This is a genomic window from Albirhodobacter sp. R86504, assembly GCF_042466415.1.
GTDB lineage: Bacteria > Pseudomonadota > Alphaproteobacteria > Rhodobacterales > Rhodobacteraceae > Albirhodobacter.
In genome coordinates, this window is sequence record NZ_JAXHCH010000001.1 from 138,575 (window position 1) to 158,588 (window position 20,014).

General features: G+C 58.3%; 17 protein-coding genes. 9 read left to right on the forward strand and 8 right to left on the reverse strand.

The genetic code is table 11. The annotated features are described in order from the left end of the window. Positions 1 to 224 precede the first annotated feature (224 nt). The 5 genes from SJY32_RS00620 (at position 225) to SJY32_RS00640 (ending at position 6,055) form a co-directional block, all read left to right on the forward strand. The gene (locus SJY32_RS00620; protein WP_376870390.1) at positions 225 to 1,526 is read left to right on the forward strand and encodes a c-type cytochrome; all 1,302 of its coding nucleotides are present in this window, start codon (positions 225 to 227) and stop codon (positions 1,524 to 1,526) included. A 30-nt stretch (positions 1,527 to 1,556) separates the two neighbouring features. Beyond that, a complete protein-coding gene (locus SJY32_RS00625; RefSeq protein ID WP_376870392.1) occupies positions 1,557 to 2,030 on the forward strand; it encodes a (2Fe-2S)-binding protein in 474 nt (157 codons plus the stop codon). Beyond that, complete coding sequence (locus SJY32_RS00630; protein WP_376870395.1) at positions 2,023 to 4,344, forward strand: molybdopterin cofactor-binding domain-containing protein; 2,322 nt, start codon at positions 2,023 to 2,025, stop codon at positions 4,342 to 4,344. The genes SJY32_RS00625 and SJY32_RS00630 overlap by 8 nt, the downstream gene beginning before the upstream one ends. Positions 4,345 to 4,557: 213 nt before the next feature. Beyond that, positions 4,558 to 5,505, forward strand: a complete 948-nt coding sequence (locus tag SJY32_RS00635) for a DMT family transporter (protein WP_376870397.1) — start codon at positions 4,558 to 4,560, stop codon at positions 5,503 to 5,505. 46 nt (positions 5,506 to 5,551) lie between these two features. Continuing rightward, entirely contained in the window at positions 5,552 to 6,055 is a 504-nt protein-coding gene (locus tag SJY32_RS00640) for a hypothetical protein (RefSeq protein WP_376870399.1), read from the forward strand. Positions 6,056 to 6,074: 19 nt separating this feature from the next. Here SJY32_RS00640 and SJY32_RS00645 read toward each other — a convergent pair whose 3' ends face one another. From SJY32_RS00645 to SJY32_RS00655, 3 genes are all read right to left on the reverse strand, one after another. Beyond that, a complete protein-coding gene (locus tag SJY32_RS00645; RefSeq protein WP_376870401.1) occupies positions 6,075 to 6,905 on the reverse strand; it encodes a Rossmann-like and DUF2520 domain-containing protein in 831 nt (276 codons plus the stop codon). A 117-nt stretch (positions 6,906 to 7,022) separates the two neighbouring features. After that, complete coding sequence (locus tag SJY32_RS00650; RefSeq protein ID WP_376870404.1) at positions 7,023 to 8,720, reverse strand: TRAP transporter large permease subunit; 1,698 nt, start codon at positions 8,718 to 8,720, stop codon at positions 7,023 to 7,025. Then, positions 8,717 to 9,259, reverse strand: coding sequence for a TRAP transporter small permease subunit (locus tag SJY32_RS00655; RefSeq protein ID WP_376870406.1), 543 nt, complete (start codon positions 9,257 to 9,259; stop codon positions 8,717 to 8,719). The genes SJY32_RS00650 and SJY32_RS00655 overlap by 4 nt, the downstream gene beginning before the upstream one ends. A gap of 244 nt (positions 9,260 to 9,503) precedes the next feature. Here SJY32_RS00655 and putP point away from each other — a divergent pair, with 244 nt between their 5' ends. After that, the gene (gene putP / locus SJY32_RS00660) at positions 9,504 to 10,970 is read left to right on the forward strand and encodes a sodium/proline symporter PutP (RefSeq protein WP_376870409.1); all 1,467 of its coding nucleotides are present in this window, start codon (positions 9,504 to 9,506) and stop codon (positions 10,968 to 10,970) included. A gap of 107 nt (positions 10,971 to 11,077) precedes the next feature. Here putP and SJY32_RS00665 read toward each other — a convergent pair whose 3' ends face one another. From SJY32_RS00665 to SJY32_RS00675, 3 genes are read right to left on the reverse strand one after another with little or no spacing between them, the layout of a single operon-like run. Further along, on the reverse strand, positions 11,078 to 11,824 hold the full coding sequence (locus SJY32_RS00665; protein ID WP_376870412.1) for an amino acid ABC transporter ATP-binding protein: 747 nt from the start codon (positions 11,822 to 11,824) through the stop codon (positions 11,078 to 11,080). Further along, positions 11,821 to 12,495 (reverse strand): amino acid ABC transporter permease, encoded by a 675-nt coding sequence (locus SJY32_RS00670; RefSeq protein ID WP_376870414.1) that lies wholly within the window; start codon positions 12,493 to 12,495, stop codon positions 11,821 to 11,823. Before SJY32_RS00670 ends, SJY32_RS00665 begins: the two co-directional genes overlap by 4 nt. Positions 12,496 to 12,498: 3 nt before the next feature. Then, positions 12,499 to 13,251 (reverse strand): amino acid ABC transporter substrate-binding protein, encoded by a 753-nt coding sequence (locus tag SJY32_RS00675; RefSeq protein WP_376870417.1) that lies wholly within the window; start codon positions 13,249 to 13,251, stop codon positions 12,499 to 12,501. Between the two features lie 304 nt (positions 13,252 to 13,555). Between SJY32_RS00675 and SJY32_RS00680 the strand changes: the two genes are divergently transcribed. Then, a complete protein-coding gene (locus SJY32_RS00680; protein ID WP_376870418.1) occupies positions 13,556 to 15,172 on the forward strand; it encodes a long-chain fatty acid--CoA ligase in 1,617 nt (538 codons plus the stop codon). Between the two features lie 76 nt (positions 15,173 to 15,248). On the opposite strand, the gene cysN is transcribed toward SJY32_RS00680, so the two are convergent. Together cysN and cysD are read right to left on the reverse strand one after the other, a co-directional pair. After that, positions 15,249 to 17,156 carry a sulfate adenylyltransferase subunit CysN gene (gene cysN, locus SJY32_RS00685; protein ID WP_376870419.1) on the reverse strand — a complete coding sequence of 636 codons (1,908 nt, stop codon included), beginning with the start codon at positions 17,154 to 17,156 and terminating at the stop codon, positions 15,249 to 15,251. Between the two features lie 42 nt (positions 17,157 to 17,198). Next, entirely contained in the window at positions 17,199 to 18,104 is a 906-nt protein-coding gene (cysD, locus tag SJY32_RS00690; protein ID WP_376870421.1) for a sulfate adenylyltransferase subunit CysD, read from the reverse strand. 110 nt (positions 18,105 to 18,214) lie between these two features. Between cysD and SJY32_RS00695 the strand changes: the two genes are divergently transcribed. Continuing rightward, positions 18,215 to 19,246, forward strand: a complete 1,032-nt coding sequence (locus tag SJY32_RS00695; protein ID WP_376870424.1) for a helix-turn-helix transcriptional regulator — start codon at positions 18,215 to 18,217, stop codon at positions 19,244 to 19,246. Positions 19,247 to 19,383: 137 nt separating this feature from the next. Continuing rightward, entirely contained in the window at positions 19,384 to 19,944 is a 561-nt protein-coding gene (locus SJY32_RS00700) for a hypothetical protein (protein ID WP_376870427.1), read from the forward strand. Positions 19,945 to 20,014: the final 70 nt, after the last annotated feature.

The following is a 20,014-nucleotide window of genomic DNA, read 5'->3' on the forward strand; positions in this document are numbered from 1 at the left end:
CGCTACCCGCGAAGAAACTAGGGCGAACCCTCGCAAAACAAGCGCACCGAGGTTGGTTTAATCGGTTGGGACAGGGGGATCGCAAAAGCGCTACGAGCTCTCGATAAAAAACTTTCGCCATACGGAAGAAATATCGGAACTTTTGGGGGGCACGGGCGTTTATCTCCCTAGGGGTTGGCTTCAAGCCTTCACCTGAAATCAAAAAACCCAAGGAATTCAGCTTTATGCTCAAAAGGCTTTCCCTAGGCATTGTGTCAGTTGCGATCGTTGGTGCGGTCGGTTTCGGCGTTTATGCTTACAAACCCGCCCTCGATCCGATCTCGCCGGACTCCCTTGAAGCCTTTGATCCCGCCATCGTCGACCAAGGTCGTGTCCTTGCATCCGCAGGGTACTGTGCGACATGCCACACCGCCGAGGGCGGTGCGCCTTACGCTGGCAATTATGCGATGGCGACCGGCTTCGGGACGATCTACTCGACCAACCTCACCCCAGATGTTGAAACAGGTATTGGCGCCTACTCGCGCGATGCTTTCCGCCGCGCGATGCACGAGGGCGTCGATCGGGAGGGAAACCACCTGTTCCCTGCCTTCCCGTATGACCACTTCACCAAGATGAGCGACGCCGATGTCGATGCGATTTACGCGTTCATCATGACCGAAATCGCCCCTGTCGCGACGGAGCAAAAACCAAACGAACTGCCCTTCCCGCTGGATCAGCGTTTCTTGCAAGCGGGCTGGAAGCTTCTCTTTGCCGACCTTGGCCGATACGAGCCCGACGCCGATCATTCCGATGCGTGGAACCGTGGCGCCTATCTCGCTGAAGGCGTGACCCATTGCGGCGCATGCCACACCCCGCGCAACGCTCTCGGGGCCGAGGACGCCTCGCAACACTATGCTGGTGCGGAAATCGACCGCTGGATCGCGCCCGCTTTGACATCGCAAAACCCTTCGGCCGTCGCGTGGACAGCCCCCGAGTTTAAAGCCTATCTGATCGACGGCGTGACACAATATCACGGCGTCGCGGCAGGTCCGATGGGGCCAGTTGTGCATGAGGGTGTGCGAGAGCTCGCGGAGGATGATCTCGACGCCCTTGCTGTATATCTGGCGGATAAGGTTGGCGCGACAGAGGATGATCCGGCCTCAAGCGAAGCCGTCCTCGCCAGTCTGCAGGCGAACCGGCCTGATCCGCGCTATCGCAGGGATCTGGGCGAGCGTCTTTACGCGACCGCCTGTGCCTCATGCCATTACAACGTCGACCAAATCGCACAGGGGCGTCCCGATTTAGGGATCAATTCGTCAACCAATCTCGACACTCCGAACAACCTGATCCACGTCATCCTTGACGGGGTCAACGGCCCCGAGGGCATCGCCGGCGTCGTTATGCCGGGGTTCCGCGAGGCGCTGAGTGATGCGGAAATCACGGCAATTGCTGCCTATCTGCGTGACCAACGCGCAGGCAAACCGGAATGGCCTGATCTTGCCGGCACCGTCGCGGATATCCGCGTGAACGGACCCGCCGCGCATTGATTGCCAGGATACGACACAAGGGAAAACACCATGATAGAGTTTGAGATCAACGGACGTAAAGTGAGCGTCGACGCAGATCCGCAAACGCCTTTGCTCTGGGCAATTCGCGATGAAATCGGCCTAACAGGCACGAAGTTCGGCTGTGGCATCGGGATGTGCGGTGCGTGCACGGTGCATGTCGGCGGTCGGGCGACGCGCTCGTGTATCACGACGCTGGAAGATGTGGCGGGAACCAAAATCACCACGATTGAGGGGCTCGATGCGCAAGCGAACCATCCCGTCCAAGAGGCATGGCGCAATCTGCGTGTGCCGCAATGCGGATACTGCCAATCGGGACAAATCATGCAGGCGGCTGCGCTGTTGCAAGATATTCCGAACCCATCGGACGAGGATATCGACGCTGTTATGACGGGCAATCTGTGCCGCTGTATGACCTATCCGCGCATTCGCCAAGCCGTGCGCGATGCCGCAACCGCCATGTCGGAGGGCACTAACAATGGCTAACAAATTGATTTCGCGCCTCACAAACGGCACGAAGCCCGCCGCGATGACACGCCGTGGCTTCCTCGTCTCGATGACAGCAACGGGCGTTGCCTTCGGTTTCCCGCGCGCGGGGATGGCCGCGATGGACCCCGCCGCGCCGGATGGCACACCCGTTGAGGCGGCCGGGTCGCCGTTCGAGCCGACAATGTGGTACTGGATCGACCGGGATGGGATCGTCAACGTCAATATCATCCGCGCTGAAATGGGCCAGCACGTCGGAACCGCGATCGCCCGTATTCTCGCGGACGAGCTTGAAGTGGCTTGGGAAAATGTGCGCATCACCCATGTTGATACCGCCGAGAAATGGGGCCTGATGGTCACTGGCGGGAGTTGGTCGGTCTGGCAAAGCTGGCCGGTTTACCGTCAAGCGGGTGCGGCTGGCCGCACGGCGCTGATCGCGGCCGCAGCCCAGAAGTGGGGCGTTGACGCCGGCATTTGTCAGGCGCGCGATGGCAGCGTGACCGATGGCACCAACACGATCAGCTATGCGGACCTCGTCGCGGAAGGGATCAACACGACCTTCACGGAGGAGGAGTTAAACGCTCTGCCCCTCAAGCCTCATGCGGAATTACGCCTCGTCGGGAAAGACGTCACAGCCCTCGACATTGACAACAAAACCAGCGGCAAGACGATTTACGGTCTCGATGCGAAAGTAGACGGCATGGTTTACGGCGTGCCGATGCTGCCGCCGACGCGTCTTGGATCATCGGTGACATCCGTCGACGACAGCGGCGCTGTGGACGTGAAGGGCTACTTGCAAACCATCACGCTGGACGATCCCTCCGGCACCGTTCCGGGGTGGGTTGTTGTCTTGGGCGAAAGCTTGATGGCCGCGAAATGGGCGTCCGAGGCGATCAAGGTCGAATGGTCGGCAGGCGAGACGGCCAGCGTCTCCGAGGAAGATATCAACGCGCGTTCCGTCGAACTTATCGCAGACGGGGTGACGGGGTCGATCCTACCGACACAAACCCCCGATACGACAGCCGCCTTCGATGGGGCAGCGGATGTTTTGGAGGCAGATTACACGACCCAAACCGTTCTGCACTTCCAGTTGGAGCCCCTCAACGCGACCGTTTTCCAAAACGAAGATGGCATTTGGGAAATTCACACCGGCAACCAATGGCAATCCCTCATTTTGCCAACGCTCGCAGCCGCACTCGAGGCGCCTGCCGATAAGATCGTGATGCGCACCTACATGCTTGGAGGCGGGTTCGGCCGCCGCCTGAATGGCGATTATGCCGTGCCCGCGGCACTCGCGTCAAAGGCGATAGGTGGCAAGCCGGTGAAGCTTGTCTTCTTCCGCGAGGATGATGTACAATTTGACTCGGTGCGCTCACCGAGCGTTCAAAAGCTGCGAATGGCCTTTGATGCAGATAACGCCGTTGTCGGCATGGAACACCACGCCGCCGCCGGTTGGCCGACGCAGGTGATGGTGCCGTCGTTTATGCCGAAAGGGGTCAACGACGAGCCCTATGATCCGTTTGCGATCGATGGCGCAGATCACTGGTATTCGGTTGGGGCGCATAAGGTGCGGGCGATTTCGAATGATCTCGCCAACAAGACCTTCCGTCCCGGCTGGTTGCGATCGGTAGGCCCCGGCTGGACGAACTTCGCCGTTGAGAGCTTTATGGACGAGGCCGCGCATAAGCTTGGCGTTGATCCGCTCGCGTTCCGCCTCGATCATCTGAAAGCGGAGGGCTACAACGCCGGCTCTGCGCCAAACGCAACCGGCGGTGCATCGCGTCAGGCGACTGTGTTGAAGCGCGTGGTCGAGATGTCGGGCTACGGCTCTGCCGACCTCCCTGCCGATACCGCGATCGGGATTGCGACCACCTTCGGCCAGTCGCGCTCCATGCCGACATGGACGGCGGGGGCGGTACAGGTCCATGTTGACCGCGCAACCGGAGAGATCGATGTTCAGAGGATTTGGCTCGCATTTGATTGCGGCACGGTTGTGGACCCTGACGGCGCCCTAGCCCAATGCGAAGGCGCGGCGCTTTGGGGCCTCTCAATGGCGCTATTTGAGGGCACCAAGATCGAGAACGGAAACGTGGTCGATCTGAACCTCGGGAGTTACACACCGCTGCGAATGATCGACACTCCTGAAATGGAGATTGCGTTTGTGGAAAGCACCGAGGTGCCAGTTGGCCTTGGCGAACCCGGCACGACTGTGATCGCGCCCGCGATCGCAAACGCGATTTTCAATGCGGTCGGTGTGCGGATGCGTCATTTGCCGATCCGGCCTGAGGATGTCGCGGCGGCGCTGAAGGCCTGATGCATTTTTCTTAAGTCTTCTGGCGTGCGCCCGTTGGTTCGGGCGCACGCTTTCATATACGCCCCCCTTCCCCGATCGTACGCTTCCCGATTGACTTGCGCCGCCTCGGCCCCCTAAATGTCTCGGGCATTTCATTTCTCGACGTTTAATGTGTGTTTGTTGCCAGCCCATTGCAGGTGTCGCCCCTTCGCGCGCCAAAAGGAACAAACGACGATGACCACGCAGAACGCCGCAGCGCTTATACCCGTATCTCGCCCCACGATTGGCATGGCGATGATGGTTGCTGCAATGCTTTTGCTGCCGGTCGGGGACACGCTCGTTAAGCTGCTCACACAGGTACTCGCCCCCGCGCAACTCGCCGCAATGCGATGCTTCGTGCAGGCCTGCGCCCTCGCAATTATGTTCTTTGTCTTTCGCAAAAAGCAGCGAGGTAAGATTTTTACGCATTGGTCTGTGCTCTCGGGGTGTCTCGCGGCGGTCATCTCGATCAGTCTGATTACTGCGTTCCAAGCGATGCCCATCGCCACGGCGATCGCGATTTTCTTCGTCGAACCCCTTATCCTGACGTTGCTGGCAGGCGTCTTTCTTCGGGAAAAGCCGGGCCCCAGACGATACGTTGCAATCGGCGTTGGGATGCTCGGCGTCTTGCTGATTTTGCGGCCCAATTTTGCGGAATTTGGCCTCGTGGTGATTTACCCCCTGATCGGGGCGACCGCTTACGCACTCAATATGATCGTGTCGAAACAGGCGACGCAGCGAAGTTCCGCTTTGACGTTTCAGGTCGGCGCATCCTCTTGCGCGGCCGTCGCCGCCATTGTTTGGATGTTCGCGCAACAGGAGCAAGGCGACGCGCTGGTTGCCCTCACATCAATCCCGCCTTGGGTCCTAGGCAGCGTCATCGTGTCGGGTATTCTGGCGGCCGTGACCTTCCTGCTGATCGCCAGCGCGTTCAGCTTCGCCCAAGCGAGCCTTCTCGCGCCATTTCAATACCTTGAAATTCTCGGAGCAACGGCGTTGGGCTTTTGGATATTTGGTGACGTGCCAGATACGCTGACGATTATCGGGGCGCTCATTTTGCTCGGCTCCGGACTTTACCTCTTGCACCGCGAACGCAAGGCGGAGATCCCTTCGCAACAAATTCGCGCGCGCAATGACCGTTAGCTATGCGTATCGATCCTTAAATGCCCTAAGTTAAGTGAGGATAAAAATGTCTCGCCTGCTCAAATCCGTTGCACTTGTGGCCCTCCTATCCGCAGCGCCCGCCTCCGCTAAAGATGCGGATTACATCGACAACCGCTCCAGCGCGGAGGATGTGGTCATCTCTTATTACAATGCAATTTCTCATGGCCAATTCGCGCGCGCATTCTCGTACGGTTTGCGCGCGGCGCCCCTTGAAACGCAGGTCGAACTGGATGCCGCGTTCGAGGCGTTCGGCGATGGCTACACAGATGTCGAGCAAATTCGCGTTCGGCTTGGCACGCCACTTTCTGATGCCGGCGCAGGCGGGGAAATGGCCGCCATTCCCGTTATCCTTCAAACGCGCGACAGTGCTGGTGGCAAGACAGTTGAGGCGGCGTGCCACTACCTGACGCAACTTTCCCCGAGCGCTCAGGATGCGGTGCCATTCGAACCGATCCGGATTGAGCGCACCAGCCGCCAAGTGATCAACGGCGAGTTCGCGACGGTCGACATGCCAGACTGCAGTTTTTGATCGGGCATCATTCACGCATTCACTCGACGTCAAGCGTTTGGCCCGTTGCTTTCAACCGCTTGGCCATTTCGCTGAGCAAATCATAGGCGCGTCCCGCGTCGGGGTGCCAGTTGCTCACCTGTTGCGACTGGCGGGCAACAACGTCGCCATCCCCGCGCGCGGCCGGCCCAGTCAGCGCGGCTTGGGGTCCCAAGGCGGCTAGATTGGTGACCGTGCTCGCAAGAAGCGACGCTTGCATATCTTTCGCGATCGCGTCCTCGACACCAGCCTGCGCCCAAGCCTCGCGCGCAACGGCTTGCAGCACAGTGGTGAAGTTGCTCGTGAAAACCGCTGCCGCGTGGTAGAGCCCTTTCGAGGCGGTCTCAACATGGAAACAGCGCGCGCCGAGCGGGGTGAAAACCCTCTGAACGAGCGCCGCCGCCGGCTCATCCCCCTCAACTCCGCATAGGCTCCCCTTGAAGGCCTCGAGTGCCCGCGCGGGTTCCGCGAAGGACAGCACAGGGTGCAAGCTCGCGCAGCTCCAGCCTTGCGCGCTCAAAGGCGCCAACTCGCTCGACGCGAGAAAGCCACTGAAATGCACAGCCGCCGCCGCGGGATGACCCGCCTGCGCGAGCGCATGGGCGGCGGAGGCGATTTGCCCATCGGACACTGAAAGAAGCCATAAATCTGCCGGGCGCATCCGTTTAATTGTTGCGCAGACCCTGCCCGATTGGATGAACGAAGCCGCATTTTGGGCCGTCTCTTGCGACCTGTTGTGGATGTCTTGAATGGTTCCGACGCCCTCGCGCACGATCAAGCGACCGATCGTGCGCCCCACGGCCCCCGCACCGATAATATTGATGGTCAGCATGGCGTCTCTCCAAGGGTTGAATAGCATCGGGCGAATGCACTTGCGCCTATTAAAACGGGGCGCCTTCCGATGGAGGCGCCCCGTCTCGATGGGCCTAAGTTGCCCAGTTTGCCTTACCTACTGCGCGGGTGCGGTGTCGAACGACGGCAAGCCAGGAAGCCCCATGCCGCCCCCGTCCAGCGTCGGCAGGCCCCCGAGCGCAGGCAAACCGGGCATCCCTTGCTCGAACGTCGTCGCCACAGGAGGCGGCGTATTCTTGTAATGCGTGACCAAGCTTGGGAACGCGATCACGATCGCCAAAATCAACGCTTGCAAGCCGATATAGGGCAGTGCCCCTTTGTAGATCTCGATCGTTTTCACCGCTTTCATACGGCGCGAGGTCACAGGATCTGTCCAATCTTTGTCCGGCGCGACGGATCGCAAGAAGAACAAGGAGAACCCGAACGGCGGTGTCAGGAACGATGTTTGCAGGTTGATCCCCAAAATGACCCCGAACCAAATCAAGTCGATCCCCAACGCCTCGGCCACAGGGACCAAGAGCGGCACGATGATGAAGGCGATCTCGAAGAAATCAAGGAAGCACCCGAGGATGAATACGATAATCGTCACGACGATCAAGAAGCCGGTCTGGCCGCCCGGAAGCTGCAAGAGCAGTTCCTCGATCCACACATTGCCGTTGATGCCGTAGAAGGTCAGGCCGAAAACACGCGCGCCGATCAAGATGAACATGACGAATGCGGCAAGGCGCGCGGTTGAATCCAGCGCTGATTTCATCGTGCCAAAGTCGAGCTTGCCGCGGATGTAGGCGAGGATCAAAGCGCCCGTCGCCCCCATTGCGCCACCCTCTGTCGGGGTCGCGATCCCGAGGAAGATCGTACCCAATACGAGGAAGATCAGCGCAAGCGGCGGGATTAGAACAATAACCACCTCCTCCGCCAATTGCGACACGAGCCCGAGTGACAATTTGCGGTTCAAAGTCGTGACGGAGAGGGCAAAGACCGCGGCCAAGGTGATGGCCAGAACCAGACGGTATTCGTCACTCACGCCGCTGAAGATCCAGCGATGCGCGACAATCGCCAGACCGACCGCAAGCGCGATAATTACCAGCAGCGACTTCACGCCGCCGTCAAACTTGCGAGCTTCAGGCGGCAAGGCCGGAACCGACTTGGGCCGGAAGATGGCCAACCAAACGATGAAACCGCAATATAGCAAGATCGTCAGCATCGCAGGGACGAACGCGCCAACATACATATCGCCAACAGGACGGCCCAATTGATCGGCCATCACGATCAACACCAACGACGGCGGAACAATCTGCGCCAACGTCCCAGAGGCCGCCACGGTGCCCGCCGCAATGGACGGTTTATAACCGTAGCGCAACATGATCGGCAAAGAGATAAGCCCCATCGCCATAACGGAGGCCGCGACAATCCCGGTTGTTGCCGCGAGAAGTGAGCCCACGAGCACCACTGCAAGCGCCAGACCGCCGCGGACAGGTCCGAACAACTGGCCGATTGTGTCGAGGAGATCCTCCGCCATGCCAGATCGTTCCAATATCAAACCCATGAAAGTGAAGAATGGAATCGCAAGCAAGGTCTCGTTCGACATGATGCCGAACACGCGACTTGGGTGGGATTGCAGCAATGGCCAGAAGAGGTTGATCTCTTCGGAATAGGGCGAGAGCTCGACGCCGATCACGAAGAAGAACAAGCCGCCTGCGGCAAGGGTGAATGCAACCGGATACCCCAGAAGCAACATCCCCATCACAGTGCAGAACATGATCGGGGCGAGGTTGTGTGCGAGAAGATCAATCATGTCAGATCAAGCCCCGCTGACTCTTGGGTATCAACCATTGCGCCCTTCAAAACGGCCCAACGCTTGATAATTTCAGATATGGATTGCGCGAGCAGCAGCGCAAATCCGAGCAAAATGAGAAGCTTAGCCGGCCACAAAATCAAGCCTCCGTAATTCGCGGAGACTTCCCCCGATTTCGCCGCCGTCATGAAATACGGCCAAGACAGCCATGTCATCAACAGGCAGAACGGCAGCAGGAAGGTGACATGACAGACCAGATCGATAATGTCGCGCGTACGCTTGCTGAAATAGGTCGTCAAAACGTCGATCCGCACATGCGCATTGCGACGAAGCGCATCCGCAGCTGTTAACATGAACACCGCCCCAAAGAAGTACCACTGCAATTCTAACCAGCTATTGGAGGCCAGGTTGAATGCTTTGCGCATGATTGCGTTGCCCGTGCTCACAAGAACGGCGGCAAGCAAGAGCCACGAGACATGCCTGCCGCAAAAGGCCGTCAGCGCGTCGATACGGCGCGCGAGCCCCAAGAATGATGACATTATTTCTCCCTCCCTTTTTGCTAAACTTACCATCTGGTGTCACAGTCGCAATCATTACAGGCCAAGTTATTGCGTTTTATGCCAATCAGCCGCACTTCCGTCCCCTTCATCGGGGGTTTTACAGCGTATGCGCGACATGAACCACGCGATTGGCCGGCACGCGCCCCGGCGACTTTACCTCACGCCGTCATCTGTTAAGGAAGCCCCCTCTGTGCGGCACACCGCGACAAAATAAGGATTAGGAATGGAATTGGGTGTTTGGATCAGCCTCACCGCGTATTTCGCGCTGATGCTCGGGATTGGCGTTTACGCGTACCGTAAGTCGAGTTCGGATTCAGAAGATTACCTGTTGGGCGGGCGCAATTTGCACCCTGCCGTAGCAGCGCTCTCTGCGGGGGCCTCGGATATGAGCGGCTGGTTGCTGCTCGGCCTGCCCGGCGCGCTCTATGCGTCCGGTCTTGTTGAGGCTTGGATCGGCATCGGCCTGTTTGTTGGCGCGTTGATCAACTGGATCGTCGTCGCTCCGCGCCTGCGCGAGCAAACCGAACGTTACGACAATGCGCTCACAATTCCGGCCTTTCTTGCAAACCGGTTCCCATCGAAGGCTACAGCGCTGCGTCTTGTATCAGCGATCATTATCGTTGTGTTTTTCTCGGTCTACACCGCATCCGGCCTTGTTGCTGGCGGCAAGCTTTTCATCAGCGTGTTCGACGGCGGATATATGACGGGCGTATGGCTGACGTTGGGCGTCGTGCTGGCCTATACCGTCATCGGCGGGTTCCTGGCGGTCAGCCTCACGGATTTTGTGCAAGGCTGCATCATGATGCTCGCTTTGGTCATCATGCCCTTGGTGGTCTTGTATTCGGGCAAGGGGAACGGCTTTGCACAAGCGGGCGAAACTCTGTCGCGTGTTGATCCCAACTTCCTTTCGCTCACCCATGGCCTGACGGCGATCGGCTTCCTTTCGGCCGTCACTTGGGGCCTTGGTTATTTTGGCCAGCCTCACATCATCGTCCGGTTCATGGCGATCAAGGATGTCAAATCGGTCGGAACGGCGCGCAATATCGGGATGGGTTGGATGGCCATTTCCCTACTCGGCGCCTTGGGCGTTGGGATCTTTGGCCGCGCCTACGCGGAGCGTAACGGGCTTGTCGTCGACGATGCGGAAACCGTATTCATCCTGCTCGCGGATTTGTTGTTCCATCCGCTCGTGACCGGATTCTTGTTTGCGGCCCTGCTTGCGGCGGTGATGTCCACGGTATCGAGCCAGCTGCTCGTCGCATCCTCCTCGATGGCCGAGGATTTCTACCGCCTGTTTTTGCGCAAATCCGCCCGCGAAAGCGAGATTGTCATGATTGGCCGGATCTCCGTGGTACTTGTGGGCGTGGTTGCAGCCATGATCGCGAGCGACCCGCAAAGCAACGTGCTTGGGTTGGTCTCCAACGCTTGGGCAGGCTTTGGCGCGGCCTTTGGCCCGTTGATCATCCTGTCCCTCACATGGAACCGGATGACGGGCGCGGGGGCGGTTGCGGGCTTGGTCGTTGGCGCCGCTGTGGTGATCACATGGATCAGCCTTGGCTATAACGCGGCCTTTATGGGCGGCGCAGGGGTCTATGAGATCATCCCAGGCTTCATCGCCTCGTTCATCGCGATCATTGTGGTCAGCCTCACCTCGCGCCAAACGGGCGAATTCCGCGCACGCATGACATAAGGCATGCTTAAGCACAAAAGGCGATTTTGACAAAGAACGGCGCGCCTTGCAGGAGGGCGCGCCGTTTTAACATGGGGCGATAACTCAGCCCTCCTCAGCATATCCAATTAACCGACGCGGCGTAAAAAGGCTTTCGTCCTCGGGTCTTGCGGATCGCCCAACACTTGCGCTGGCGTTCCTTGTTCGATGATCCGCCCCTCCGCCATGAAGATAATGCGGTCCGCAATTTCACGCGCGAATTGCATCTCATGCGTGACGATCAGCATCGTTTGGCGTTTTTGCGCGACGCGTCGCATCAGGTCGAGAACTTCCCCAACCCATTCCGGATCAAGCGCGGACGTCGGCTCGTCGAATAACATCAAATCCGCATCCAGAGCCATCGCCCGCCCGATGCCGACACGTTGTTGCTGACCGCCTGAAAGAGCCGCCGGATAAGAGTGCGCCTTATCGATCAGACCCGTCTCGCGCAGGATGTCTTCGGCGCGCGCAATGGCAGCGGCGCTTGATTGCCCCTTCACCGTGATCAACGCCTGCGTGATATTTTCAAGCGCGGTCTTATTCGCAAAGAGGGCGTAATTCTGGAAGACAAAAGCCGTCCGGCGCCGCAACGCCAGGATTTCCGCGCGGCTGGCAGATTGCGCCTGCACGGTTAAATCCCCGACGCGGATCGTTCCGCTATCGGGCTTGTCTAGAAAGTTCAGCGTGCGGAGCAATGTCGATTTGCCCGTGCCCGAAGGCCCGATCACCACGACACGCTCGCCCGCGCCAATTTCAAGTGAGATATTGTTAAGGACATGGGTTTGGCCAAAGGACTTGTTTAGCCCCTTGATTGAGATCACGGCATCAGATGTCATCTTGCGTGCGCCCTATTCAAGTAAGTCTCCAAACGGCGCTGCACAAAGGCGAGCGCCTCGACGATGATCCAGTAAATCGCTGCGACGACGATGAAGGCTTCGAAATAGAGAAAACTCCCCGCCGCCTCTTTTTGTGTCGCGCCCATCAGCTCTGTCACGCCCAAGGTGAAGGCCAGCGAGGTGCCCTTGATCATATCGATGAAATAATTGACCAAAGTAGGGGCCGCGACCCGCGCTGCCTGCGGCAATATGATCTGCCGCATCATCTGGCTTTGGGTCATTCCAACTGCCTGCGCCGCCTCCCATTGGCTGCGCTCCACGCCCAAAATCGCGGCGCGAATACTCTCGGCCATATAGGCCGAGAAATGCAGTGTAAGCCCCATGATCGTCGCGGTTACGCCGTTGATAGTCCCGAGAAACGCGACCATTTGCGGCAGGCCGTAATAAAACAGAAATAGCTGCACCAAAAGCGGCGTGCCACGGAAGAAGCTGATGAACAGGCGCACGAAGTGATCCAAAACGGGGATCCGAAAGACACGTTCCACCGCCATGATCGACGCGAGCACCAGCGCACATGCCATCGCGACGAGCGCCATCAAAAGCGTGAGCGGGACATAGCCCAGAAGCACGGGCACAAGCCCCCACATATAGTCCAGATCTAGGCCCCGCATCGATCAATCCACCTTCGTGATATCGGCACCAAACCACTTGTTCGAAATCTCGGACAAGGTGCCGTTTTCTTTCAATCTTGCGATCGCCGCATCGACTTTATCTCGTTGGGCCTGTCCCGCCGCATCATTGCGGAAGGGGAGCGCGTTGCGAATTTCGCTAAACGGTGCGCCAGCAAGCGCCAAGGGCAAGGGACTTTCGGCAATAAGCTGCGCCGAGGAAACGCGGTCCATCACGAAGGCATCAACGCGGCCCAGAGCGGTATCTTGGGCAATGTTGCTCTCATATGTCCGCACATCGATCTCCGTCGCATTGGGGAGGTTAGATAGCAATTCCTCGAAATTTGACCCGAGGTTGACGGCAACGGTCTTACCGCTCAGATCGTCTGGGCCGCTGATCGTTGCCTCATTGCCCTTTTTGACAACAACTTGCGCGCCATCAAAGACATAGGGCTTTGAGAAGGCGAATTTGGCCTCACGCTCGGGCGTAATCGTGATCTGGTTGGCAATGGTGTCAATGCGGCCGGACTCAAGCGCGCCGATCAACCCAGAGAACGACATAGTGACATATTCCACCTCGTCGCCCGTTTCGGCCGCGACCGCATTCATGAAATCAACTTCAAAGCCTTGCAAAACATCAAGCTTTACAAAGGTAAACGGGAAATAACCGCCCGACATACCAACGCGTAAAACATCCGCTTGGGCGGCGGTGAGGCTGGTCGATAGGGCGAGGATTGTGGCGGCGATGAGCTTTTTCATTGTGGTCTCCATTTGCTTGGGCAGCACTTAACATCCCTCATCTGATCTTCAATGCGGTCGCCGCACGACAAGTCAGCTATGGTGAAATTTCTGCGCGCGCGAGAATATTGTTCCCCCCAACCCGCCTACCGCAAGACCATCGACACCTATGGTTTGCGGGGCGCGCCAAATGACCTCACGACACAGTCATGGCGCGCGCCCAGTTTCCGCTTGGAAAAGCCGCCTATTGCCGTTCCAAATAGGGGCAAGTTCCGGCGGGAGGACCTAATCGGGCGCTGGAAAGACCGTTGATAGGGAGAGACAGATGACGACGATGATGACGATGCCGCTGGTGATTGGATCGCTTGCGGATCATGTCGCACGCTACCATGGCGAGACGGAGGTAATCTCGGTCGAGACAACTGGCGAGACCGAGCGATCTCATTGGTCCGGTGTGATCGAAAACGCGCACCGCCTTGCCTCAGTTCTCGCGGCGCGCGGGGTGGAATTGGGGGATCGTTGCGGGACGATTGCGTGGAACAATCGCCGCCATCTGGAGATCTACTTCGGCGTCTCTAGCGGCGGCATGGTCTGTCACACGATCAACCCGCGCCTTTCGCCCGAGCAAATGATTTTTGTGATCAACGATGCCCAAGACAAAGTTCTGTTCCTTGACCGCAGCTTCGTGCCGCTGATCGCTGCCATTCGCGATCAAATTCCATCCGTGGAGGCGATCATCCTGATGGGCGCAGCCGATGAGGGCGCCGCGGCGGCCCTTGATGGGCTGCTGTTCTACGACGATTTCATTGCCGATGGTGATCCAGCTTTTAGCTGGCCCGACCTTGATGAAACCACGCCGTCGTCCCTTTGCTATACCTCGGGCACGACGGGGAATCCCAAAGGCGTCTTGTTTACGCATCGCTCAACGGTGTTGCATTCAATCGCGTGCAATTCGCCCGATGGTCTTGCTGTGTCCGCGAGTGATACGGTGATGCCCGTTGTGCCGATGTTCCATGTGAATGCGTGGGGTGTGCCATATGTGGCGGCAAGCGTCGGATGTAAGCTCGTGCTGCCGGGGCCGAAACTGGATGGTGAAAGCCTCGCGCGGTTGATCGATGCGCAGAAAGTCAGCTTGGCGCTTGGTGTGCCGACGATCTGGATGGGGCTGCTGCAAGGTCTCAAATCCACAGGGTCAAAGGCAGAAAGCCTGAAGCGCACCGTGGTCGGGGGCTCCGCGCTGCCTCCCTCCATGATTGCGGAATTCCGCAATTCCTACGGCGTCGATCTGATCCACGCATGGGGCATGACCGAGACCAGCCCGCTGGGAACCCTGAACCAGCTGCTGCAAAAACATCGTGATTTGCCCGAGGGTGAGCGCGAGATCATTCGGAACGGTCAGGGGCGCCCGCCCTTTGGCGTAGAGCTACGGCTCATCGATGAAGACGACGCGGTTTTGCCCAATGACGGCGTCACCCAAGGGGAATTGCAGATCCGTGGGCATTGGATCGTCCAACGGTATTTCGGCCAATTGACCTCTGCCCTCACGGATGATGGCTGGTTTGACACGGGCGATATCGCAACGATCAATCCGGACGGCTACATGATTATCCGCGACCGCGCGAAAGATATTATCAAGTCGGGCGGCGAATGGATTTCGACGGTGGAACTTGAGAATATCGCGATCGCGCACCCTAAAGTTGCGAGCGCGGCTGCTATCGCCGCACTGCATGATAAATGGGGCGAACGTCCTGTCTTGATCGTGCAGCCTGTAGCTGGCGCTGATCTCGCGGAGGCGGAGATCTTGGCCAGTTTCGGCGATAAGGTGCCAAGCTGGCAGGTGCCCGACCGCGTGATTTTTGTGGAGGCATTACCATTGGGCGCGACGGGGAAAGTTGTCAAATCGCAACTTCGGGCGCTCTACGGGCGGGTTCTGCTCGACTAGACGACGGCGTCTTTAAAAATTCGAACGCCCGCGATCTATCCAGACCGCGGGCGTTTTCGTGACGTTCAGTTGAGGCTTACGGGATCAACCGTGCCACGATCAAATCTGCGGCTTCTTCCGCAGTCATTTGCGTGGTGTCGATATGCACCTCTGGGGCATCTGGATGCTCATAGGGCGAGTCGATGCCGGTGAAGTTTTTCAACTGTCCCGATCGCGCCTTGGCGTAGAGGCCTTTCACATCGCGCTGCTCGGCAACTTCAAGCGGCGTATCGACGAAGACCTCGATAAACTCACCCGGCTGCATCATCGAACGCACCATATCGCGCTCCGACCGGAACGGCGAGATGAAGGCTGTGATCACGATCAGGCCCGAGTCCGTCATGAGCTTCGCGACTTCGCCCACACGCCGGACGTTTTCGACGCGGTCGGCCTCCGTGAAGCCAAGATCCTTGTTCAAACCGTGACGGACGTTGTCACCATCCAGCAAGAACGTGTGACGGTTCATCCGTGCAAGCTTTTTCTCAACGATATTCGCGATTGTCGATTTCCCCGATCCCGAAAGACCTGTCAGCCAAACAACCGACGGCTTCTGGTTTTTCATCGCGGCGTGGTGGTCGCGGCCAATATCGGTGGCCTGCCAATGAATGTTCTGCGCACGGCGCAGCGCGAAGTTGACCATCCCCGCGGCAACCGTATGGTTGGTCATCTTGTCGATCAGGATGAACCCACCCAAATCGCGGCTCTCCGCATAGGGTGCGAAGGGAATTGCGCGATCGGTTGTGACGTTTGCGACGCCGATTGCGTTCAAATCCAAGGTTTTCGACGCGAGGTGCTCTTGCGTGTTAACGTTGACCTCGTATTTCGGCTCATGGATCGTTGCCGACACGGTTTGCGTGCCGATTTTCAACCAATAGGCACGACCCGGAACGAGCTCGGCCTCATCCATCCAAACCAATGTGCTCTCGAATTGATCAGCCACCTCGAGCGGCGATTGCGCCGCGACGATCACTTGACCGCGCGAGCAATCGATTTCGTCGGCAAGGGTGATCAATGTAGATTCGCCGGCGACTGCAAGATCACGGTCGCCTTCCAGTGCCACGATACGCGCGACGGTGGAGGTTTTACCCGATGGCAAAACACGCACCTCATCCCCCGGACGAACCTGACCGCTCGCGATCATCCCTGCGAACCCGCGGAAATCGAGATTGGGGCGGTTAACCCATTGAACCTGCATCCGGAACGGGCTGTTTTGCTCGGCGCCGCTCTCGACCTCAAGCGTCTCTAGGTAAGGCAGCAAAGCCTCGCCTTTGTACCAAGGGGTGTTTTCGCTCAGGGTGGTGATGTTGTCGCCTTTGAAGCCGGAGATCGGCATTGGCGTGAACTCGGTGATGCCGATGCTTGCCGCGAAGGTGCGGTATTCTTCGACGATGCGGTTGAAGGTGGCCTCGTCATACCCCACGAGATCCATCTTATTCACGGCCAGCACGAGATGGCGAATGCCGATCAAATGCGCGAGATAGCTGTGGCGGCGCGTTTGCGTCAGAACACCTTTGCGCGCATCAATCAAGATCACCGCGACATCTGCCGTAGACGCGCCAGTCACCATGTTCCGTGTGTATTGCTCGTGGCCGGGGGTATCTGCGACGATGAACTTGCGCTTTTCCGTTGCGAAGAAACGGTAAGCCACGTCAATCGTGATCCCCTGCTCGCGCTCGGCGGCGAGGCCGTCGACGAGCAACGCGAAGTCGATCTCCTGACCTTGGGTGCCGGCGCGTTTGCTATCAGCCTCAAGAGCCGAGAGTTGATCTTCGAAAATCATCTTGCTGTCGTACAACAGCCGCCCGATCAGGGTCGATTTACCGTCATCGACGGAACCGCAGGTGATGAAACGCAACATGCTTTTGTGCTGATGTGCCTCGAGATAGGCATCGATGTTCTCAGCAATGAGGGCGTCTGTTTTGTAGATAGGGTTGTCGGTGCTCATGGGGTACCTGAATGCAAAATACTGGGCAGGAGGGAGAACGGCTTAGAAGTAGCCTTCTTGCTTTTTCTTCTCCATCGAGGCGGCCTGATCGTGGTCGATCGCACGGCCTTGGCGTTCGGAGGTGGTCGTCAGGAGCATTTCCTGAATGACGTCCGGCAAAGTTTTTGCCTCACTCTCAACCGCGCCCGTCAACGGGTAGCATCCCAAGGTGCGGAACCGCACAGAGCGCATCTGCGGCGTCTCGCCATCACGCAGCGGGAAGCGTTCATCATCAACCATGATGATCAACCCGTCACGTTCAACCGTCGGACGCGGGGCCGAGAAATACAGAGGGACGATTTCGATGCCCTCAAGATGGATATATTGCCAGATATCCAACTCCGTCCAATTCGAGATCGGGAACACGCGGACGCTTTCGCCCTTTGCTTTGCGCGCATTATAGAGATGCCACAGCTCTGGCCGCTGGCTTTTTGGATCCCAGCGGTGGTTGGCGGAGCGGAACGAGAATACACGTTCCTTCGCACGGGATTTCTCCTCGTCGCGACGCGCGCCACCAAAAGCGACATCAAATTCATACTTCGTCAGGGCCTGTTTCAGGCCTTCAGTCTTCCACATATCCGTGTGCAAGCCACCGTGATCGAACGGGTTGATGCCGCGCTCCACCGCTTCCGGGTTTTTGTGAACGAGCAGCTTCATCCCTGCGTCGGCTGCTGCCTTGTCGCGCAGCTTGTACATCTCTTGGAACTTCCAAGTGGTGTCCACGTGCAAAAGCGGGAACGGCGGCGGCGACGGGTAGAACGCCTTTTTCGCCAGATGCAGCATCACAGCACTGTCTTTACCGACAGAATAGAGCATCACGGGGTTTTCGGCCTCGGCCATGACCTCGCGCATGATGTGGATGCTTTCGGCTTCCAAGCGTTGCAGGTGGGTCAGCGTTTTGGTGTTCATCGGCAAATCTCTGTCACATCGGAATATTTCGACCAACCTATCCTTGCGCCGCACCAGATTCACCCCCCATATGGGGGTGCTATCATAAATCAGTCAGTCGTGAGGCCGAGATGAGCAACGAGATCGAGATCCTAAAAGCGCTTATCACTGCCTCTGCCCCGCCGCCCGGCACCGGAGCAGGTAGGCAAACAGGATGGGCGCATTTCCTCGCGCAGCTATCGCAAGCCACACGCGCCGATCATGCGCGCCTCGATCTGCAGCTCAACGATGGTCAATTGCGTACATGGGTTTATTCGGCAACCGAAACGGAAATCGAAGGGTTGGATAGTGCAACGCGTGAAAGAATGCGGCCCGAACGGGTCTACTCGCAAGTTGACTTGCCGATGCCATCGGGGGCGGCACAGTTAGCCTCTGCCGCGATCCGCGCGATCCGTTTGCGCGGTACCGATATCGGCTCCGTGACCTTGGTGTTGCACCGGACCTCGGGGGATTTCCGCGCCGTTGACGGGGTGCAACTCGACAAGCTGGTGCCCTATCTTCATCCCGCCCTCACAACATGGCAGCGACAATCGCAGCTCGCCGAGATCGCAGCCATCGAGCAAGAAATTAATCTCGCGCTTGGTGCAGGATGGATCATCTTCGCCCCAACTGGCCGCGTTCTGCGCATGTCCTCCACAGTTGCGGCGCGCCTTTTACCGGAGGCAGGGATCGTCTATGGCAAGGATGGCTGGCTCACGCTTCGTGATCCGCGCGCCGCCGCCCGTTTTCGGCAAGCAATTTCCGATGCGGCAGATGACAGGCCCTCGATCATTGCGCTCGTGGAGGCACCTCGTGTGCAGATCGCGCTGAAAGCCGGTGAGTTCGCCGGTGAGCCCGTCGTGATCGGACGGCTTCGTCGCAATCTCACGGCACAAACCATTCCGGCTGAACGGATCTGCGCCGCTTTCAACCTGAGCCCGAGCGCCGCACGTCTTGCCGCGCGATTGGCGGATGGGATGACATTGCAATCTGCCGCAGACGAGTTGGGGTGGACAATCGAGACGGCCCGAAGCTGCTCGAAACAGATCTTCGCGCGGATTGGCGACAGCGGTCAACCCGCCCTTGTGCGCCGCCTGTTGGAAAGCGCCATTTGGTTCGATTGATCCGCGCAAGGGCCATTCGTCGCGGCCTGTAAACCTATAAGTTCCTATAGATTGTCGTCGTCGGGCATCGATGGAACGCTTGTTTGCGATCTCTGAAGATCACTCAGCAGCTTTTGCAAACGATAGGGACAGAACAAATGAAACATTGGACAATGGCACTATTTTCCGTGGCTTCGCTTTCCATCGCGGCCTGCGGCTCATCCAACAGCTCGGTCGCGGATGTTGATCTTCCGGACGGGTTCGAGAGCGTCGAAGGCCTCGTCGGGAGCGCAGAGAGCGGCACCCTTGATCTGGCCACGGAGGAGATGATGGCGGGCACCGCCTCCATGTCAGGTGCGCTCGGTGTTGGTGAGCTTGGTGAGGATGAGGACCTCGAATTGCTCGGAGACCTGAGCATGACGGCCGATTTCACGAGCGGCACCTACGCCGGCTCCGCCGATAACTTCGCTCTCTATGACGAGTCACAAGCCATTGAGGCGACCTTGGAAGGATCGCTTGCGGTCAGCGGCACCATCAGCGGCACGAGCATCATGGGCTTCGCAGATGGCACTTTGACAGATGATGAAGATCATGAAGTTCTGCTCGATATGGACGGCAGCTTCTACGATTACGAGGGCGACCTTGCCGCCTATGGCGACATCGAGGGAACGATTGATGGCGAGGACGTAGAAGGTGGTTTCGCCGCCATCGAAGACTGAGTGATCGCGTAAGCGTCATCAAATCGTGCGTGTCGCGGGGCAACTCGCGGCACGTCTACATCCGCAAACG

Excerpts from the sequence above, each read along its gene's own strand:
- SJY32_RS00620 (WP_376870390.1), top strand. The coding sequence starts at position 225 with ATGCTCAAAAGGCTTTCCCTAGGCATTGTGTCAGTTGCGATCGTTGGT.
- SJY32_RS00625 (WP_376870392.1), top strand. The coding sequence starts at position 1,557 with ATGATAGAGTTTGAGATCAACGGACGTAAAGTGAGCGTCGACGCAGAT.
- SJY32_RS00630 (WP_376870395.1), top strand. The coding sequence starts at position 2,023 with ATGGCTAACAAATTGATTTCGCGCCTCACAAACGGCACGAAGCCCGCC.
- SJY32_RS00635 (WP_376870397.1), top strand. The coding sequence starts at position 4,558 with ATGACCACGCAGAACGCCGCAGCGCTTATACCCGTATCTCGCCCCACG.
- SJY32_RS00640 (WP_376870399.1), top strand. The coding sequence starts at position 5,552 with ATGTCTCGCCTGCTCAAATCCGTTGCACTTGTGGCCCTCCTATCCGCA.
- SJY32_RS00645 (WP_376870401.1), bottom strand. The coding sequence starts at position 6,905 with ATGCTGACCATCAATATTATCGGTGCGGGGGCCGTGGGGCGCACGATC.
- SJY32_RS00650 (WP_376870404.1), bottom strand. The coding sequence starts at position 8,720 with ATGATTGATCTTCTCGCACACAACCTCGCCCCGATCATGTTCTGCACT.
- SJY32_RS00655 (WP_376870406.1), bottom strand. The coding sequence starts at position 9,259 with ATGTCATCATTCTTGGGGCTCGCGCGCCGTATCGACGCGCTGACGGCC.
- putP (WP_376870409.1), top strand. The coding sequence starts at position 9,504 with ATGGAATTGGGTGTTTGGATCAGCCTCACCGCGTATTTCGCGCTGATG.
- SJY32_RS00665 (WP_376870412.1), bottom strand. The coding sequence starts at position 11,824 with ATGACATCTGATGCCGTGATCTCAATCAAGGGGCTAAACAAGTCCTTT.
- SJY32_RS00670 (WP_376870414.1), bottom strand. The coding sequence starts at position 12,495 with ATGCGGGGCCTAGATCTGGACTATATGTGGGGGCTTGTGCCCGTGCTT.
- SJY32_RS00675 (WP_376870417.1), bottom strand. The coding sequence starts at position 13,251 with ATGAAAAAGCTCATCGCCGCCACAATCCTCGCCCTATCGACCAGCCTC.
- SJY32_RS00680 (WP_376870418.1), top strand. The coding sequence starts at position 13,556 with ATGACGACGATGATGACGATGCCGCTGGTGATTGGATCGCTTGCGGAT.
- cysN (WP_376870419.1), bottom strand. The coding sequence starts at position 17,156 with ATGAGCACCGACAACCCTATCTACAAAACAGACGCCCTCATTGCTGAG.
- cysD (WP_376870421.1), bottom strand. The coding sequence starts at position 18,104 with ATGAACACCAAAACGCTGACCCACCTGCAACGCTTGGAAGCCGAAAGC.
- SJY32_RS00695 (WP_376870424.1), top strand. The coding sequence starts at position 18,215 with ATGAGCAACGAGATCGAGATCCTAAAAGCGCTTATCACTGCCTCTGCC.
- SJY32_RS00700 (WP_376870427.1), top strand. The coding sequence starts at position 19,384 with ATGAAACATTGGACAATGGCACTATTTTCCGTGGCTTCGCTTTCCATC.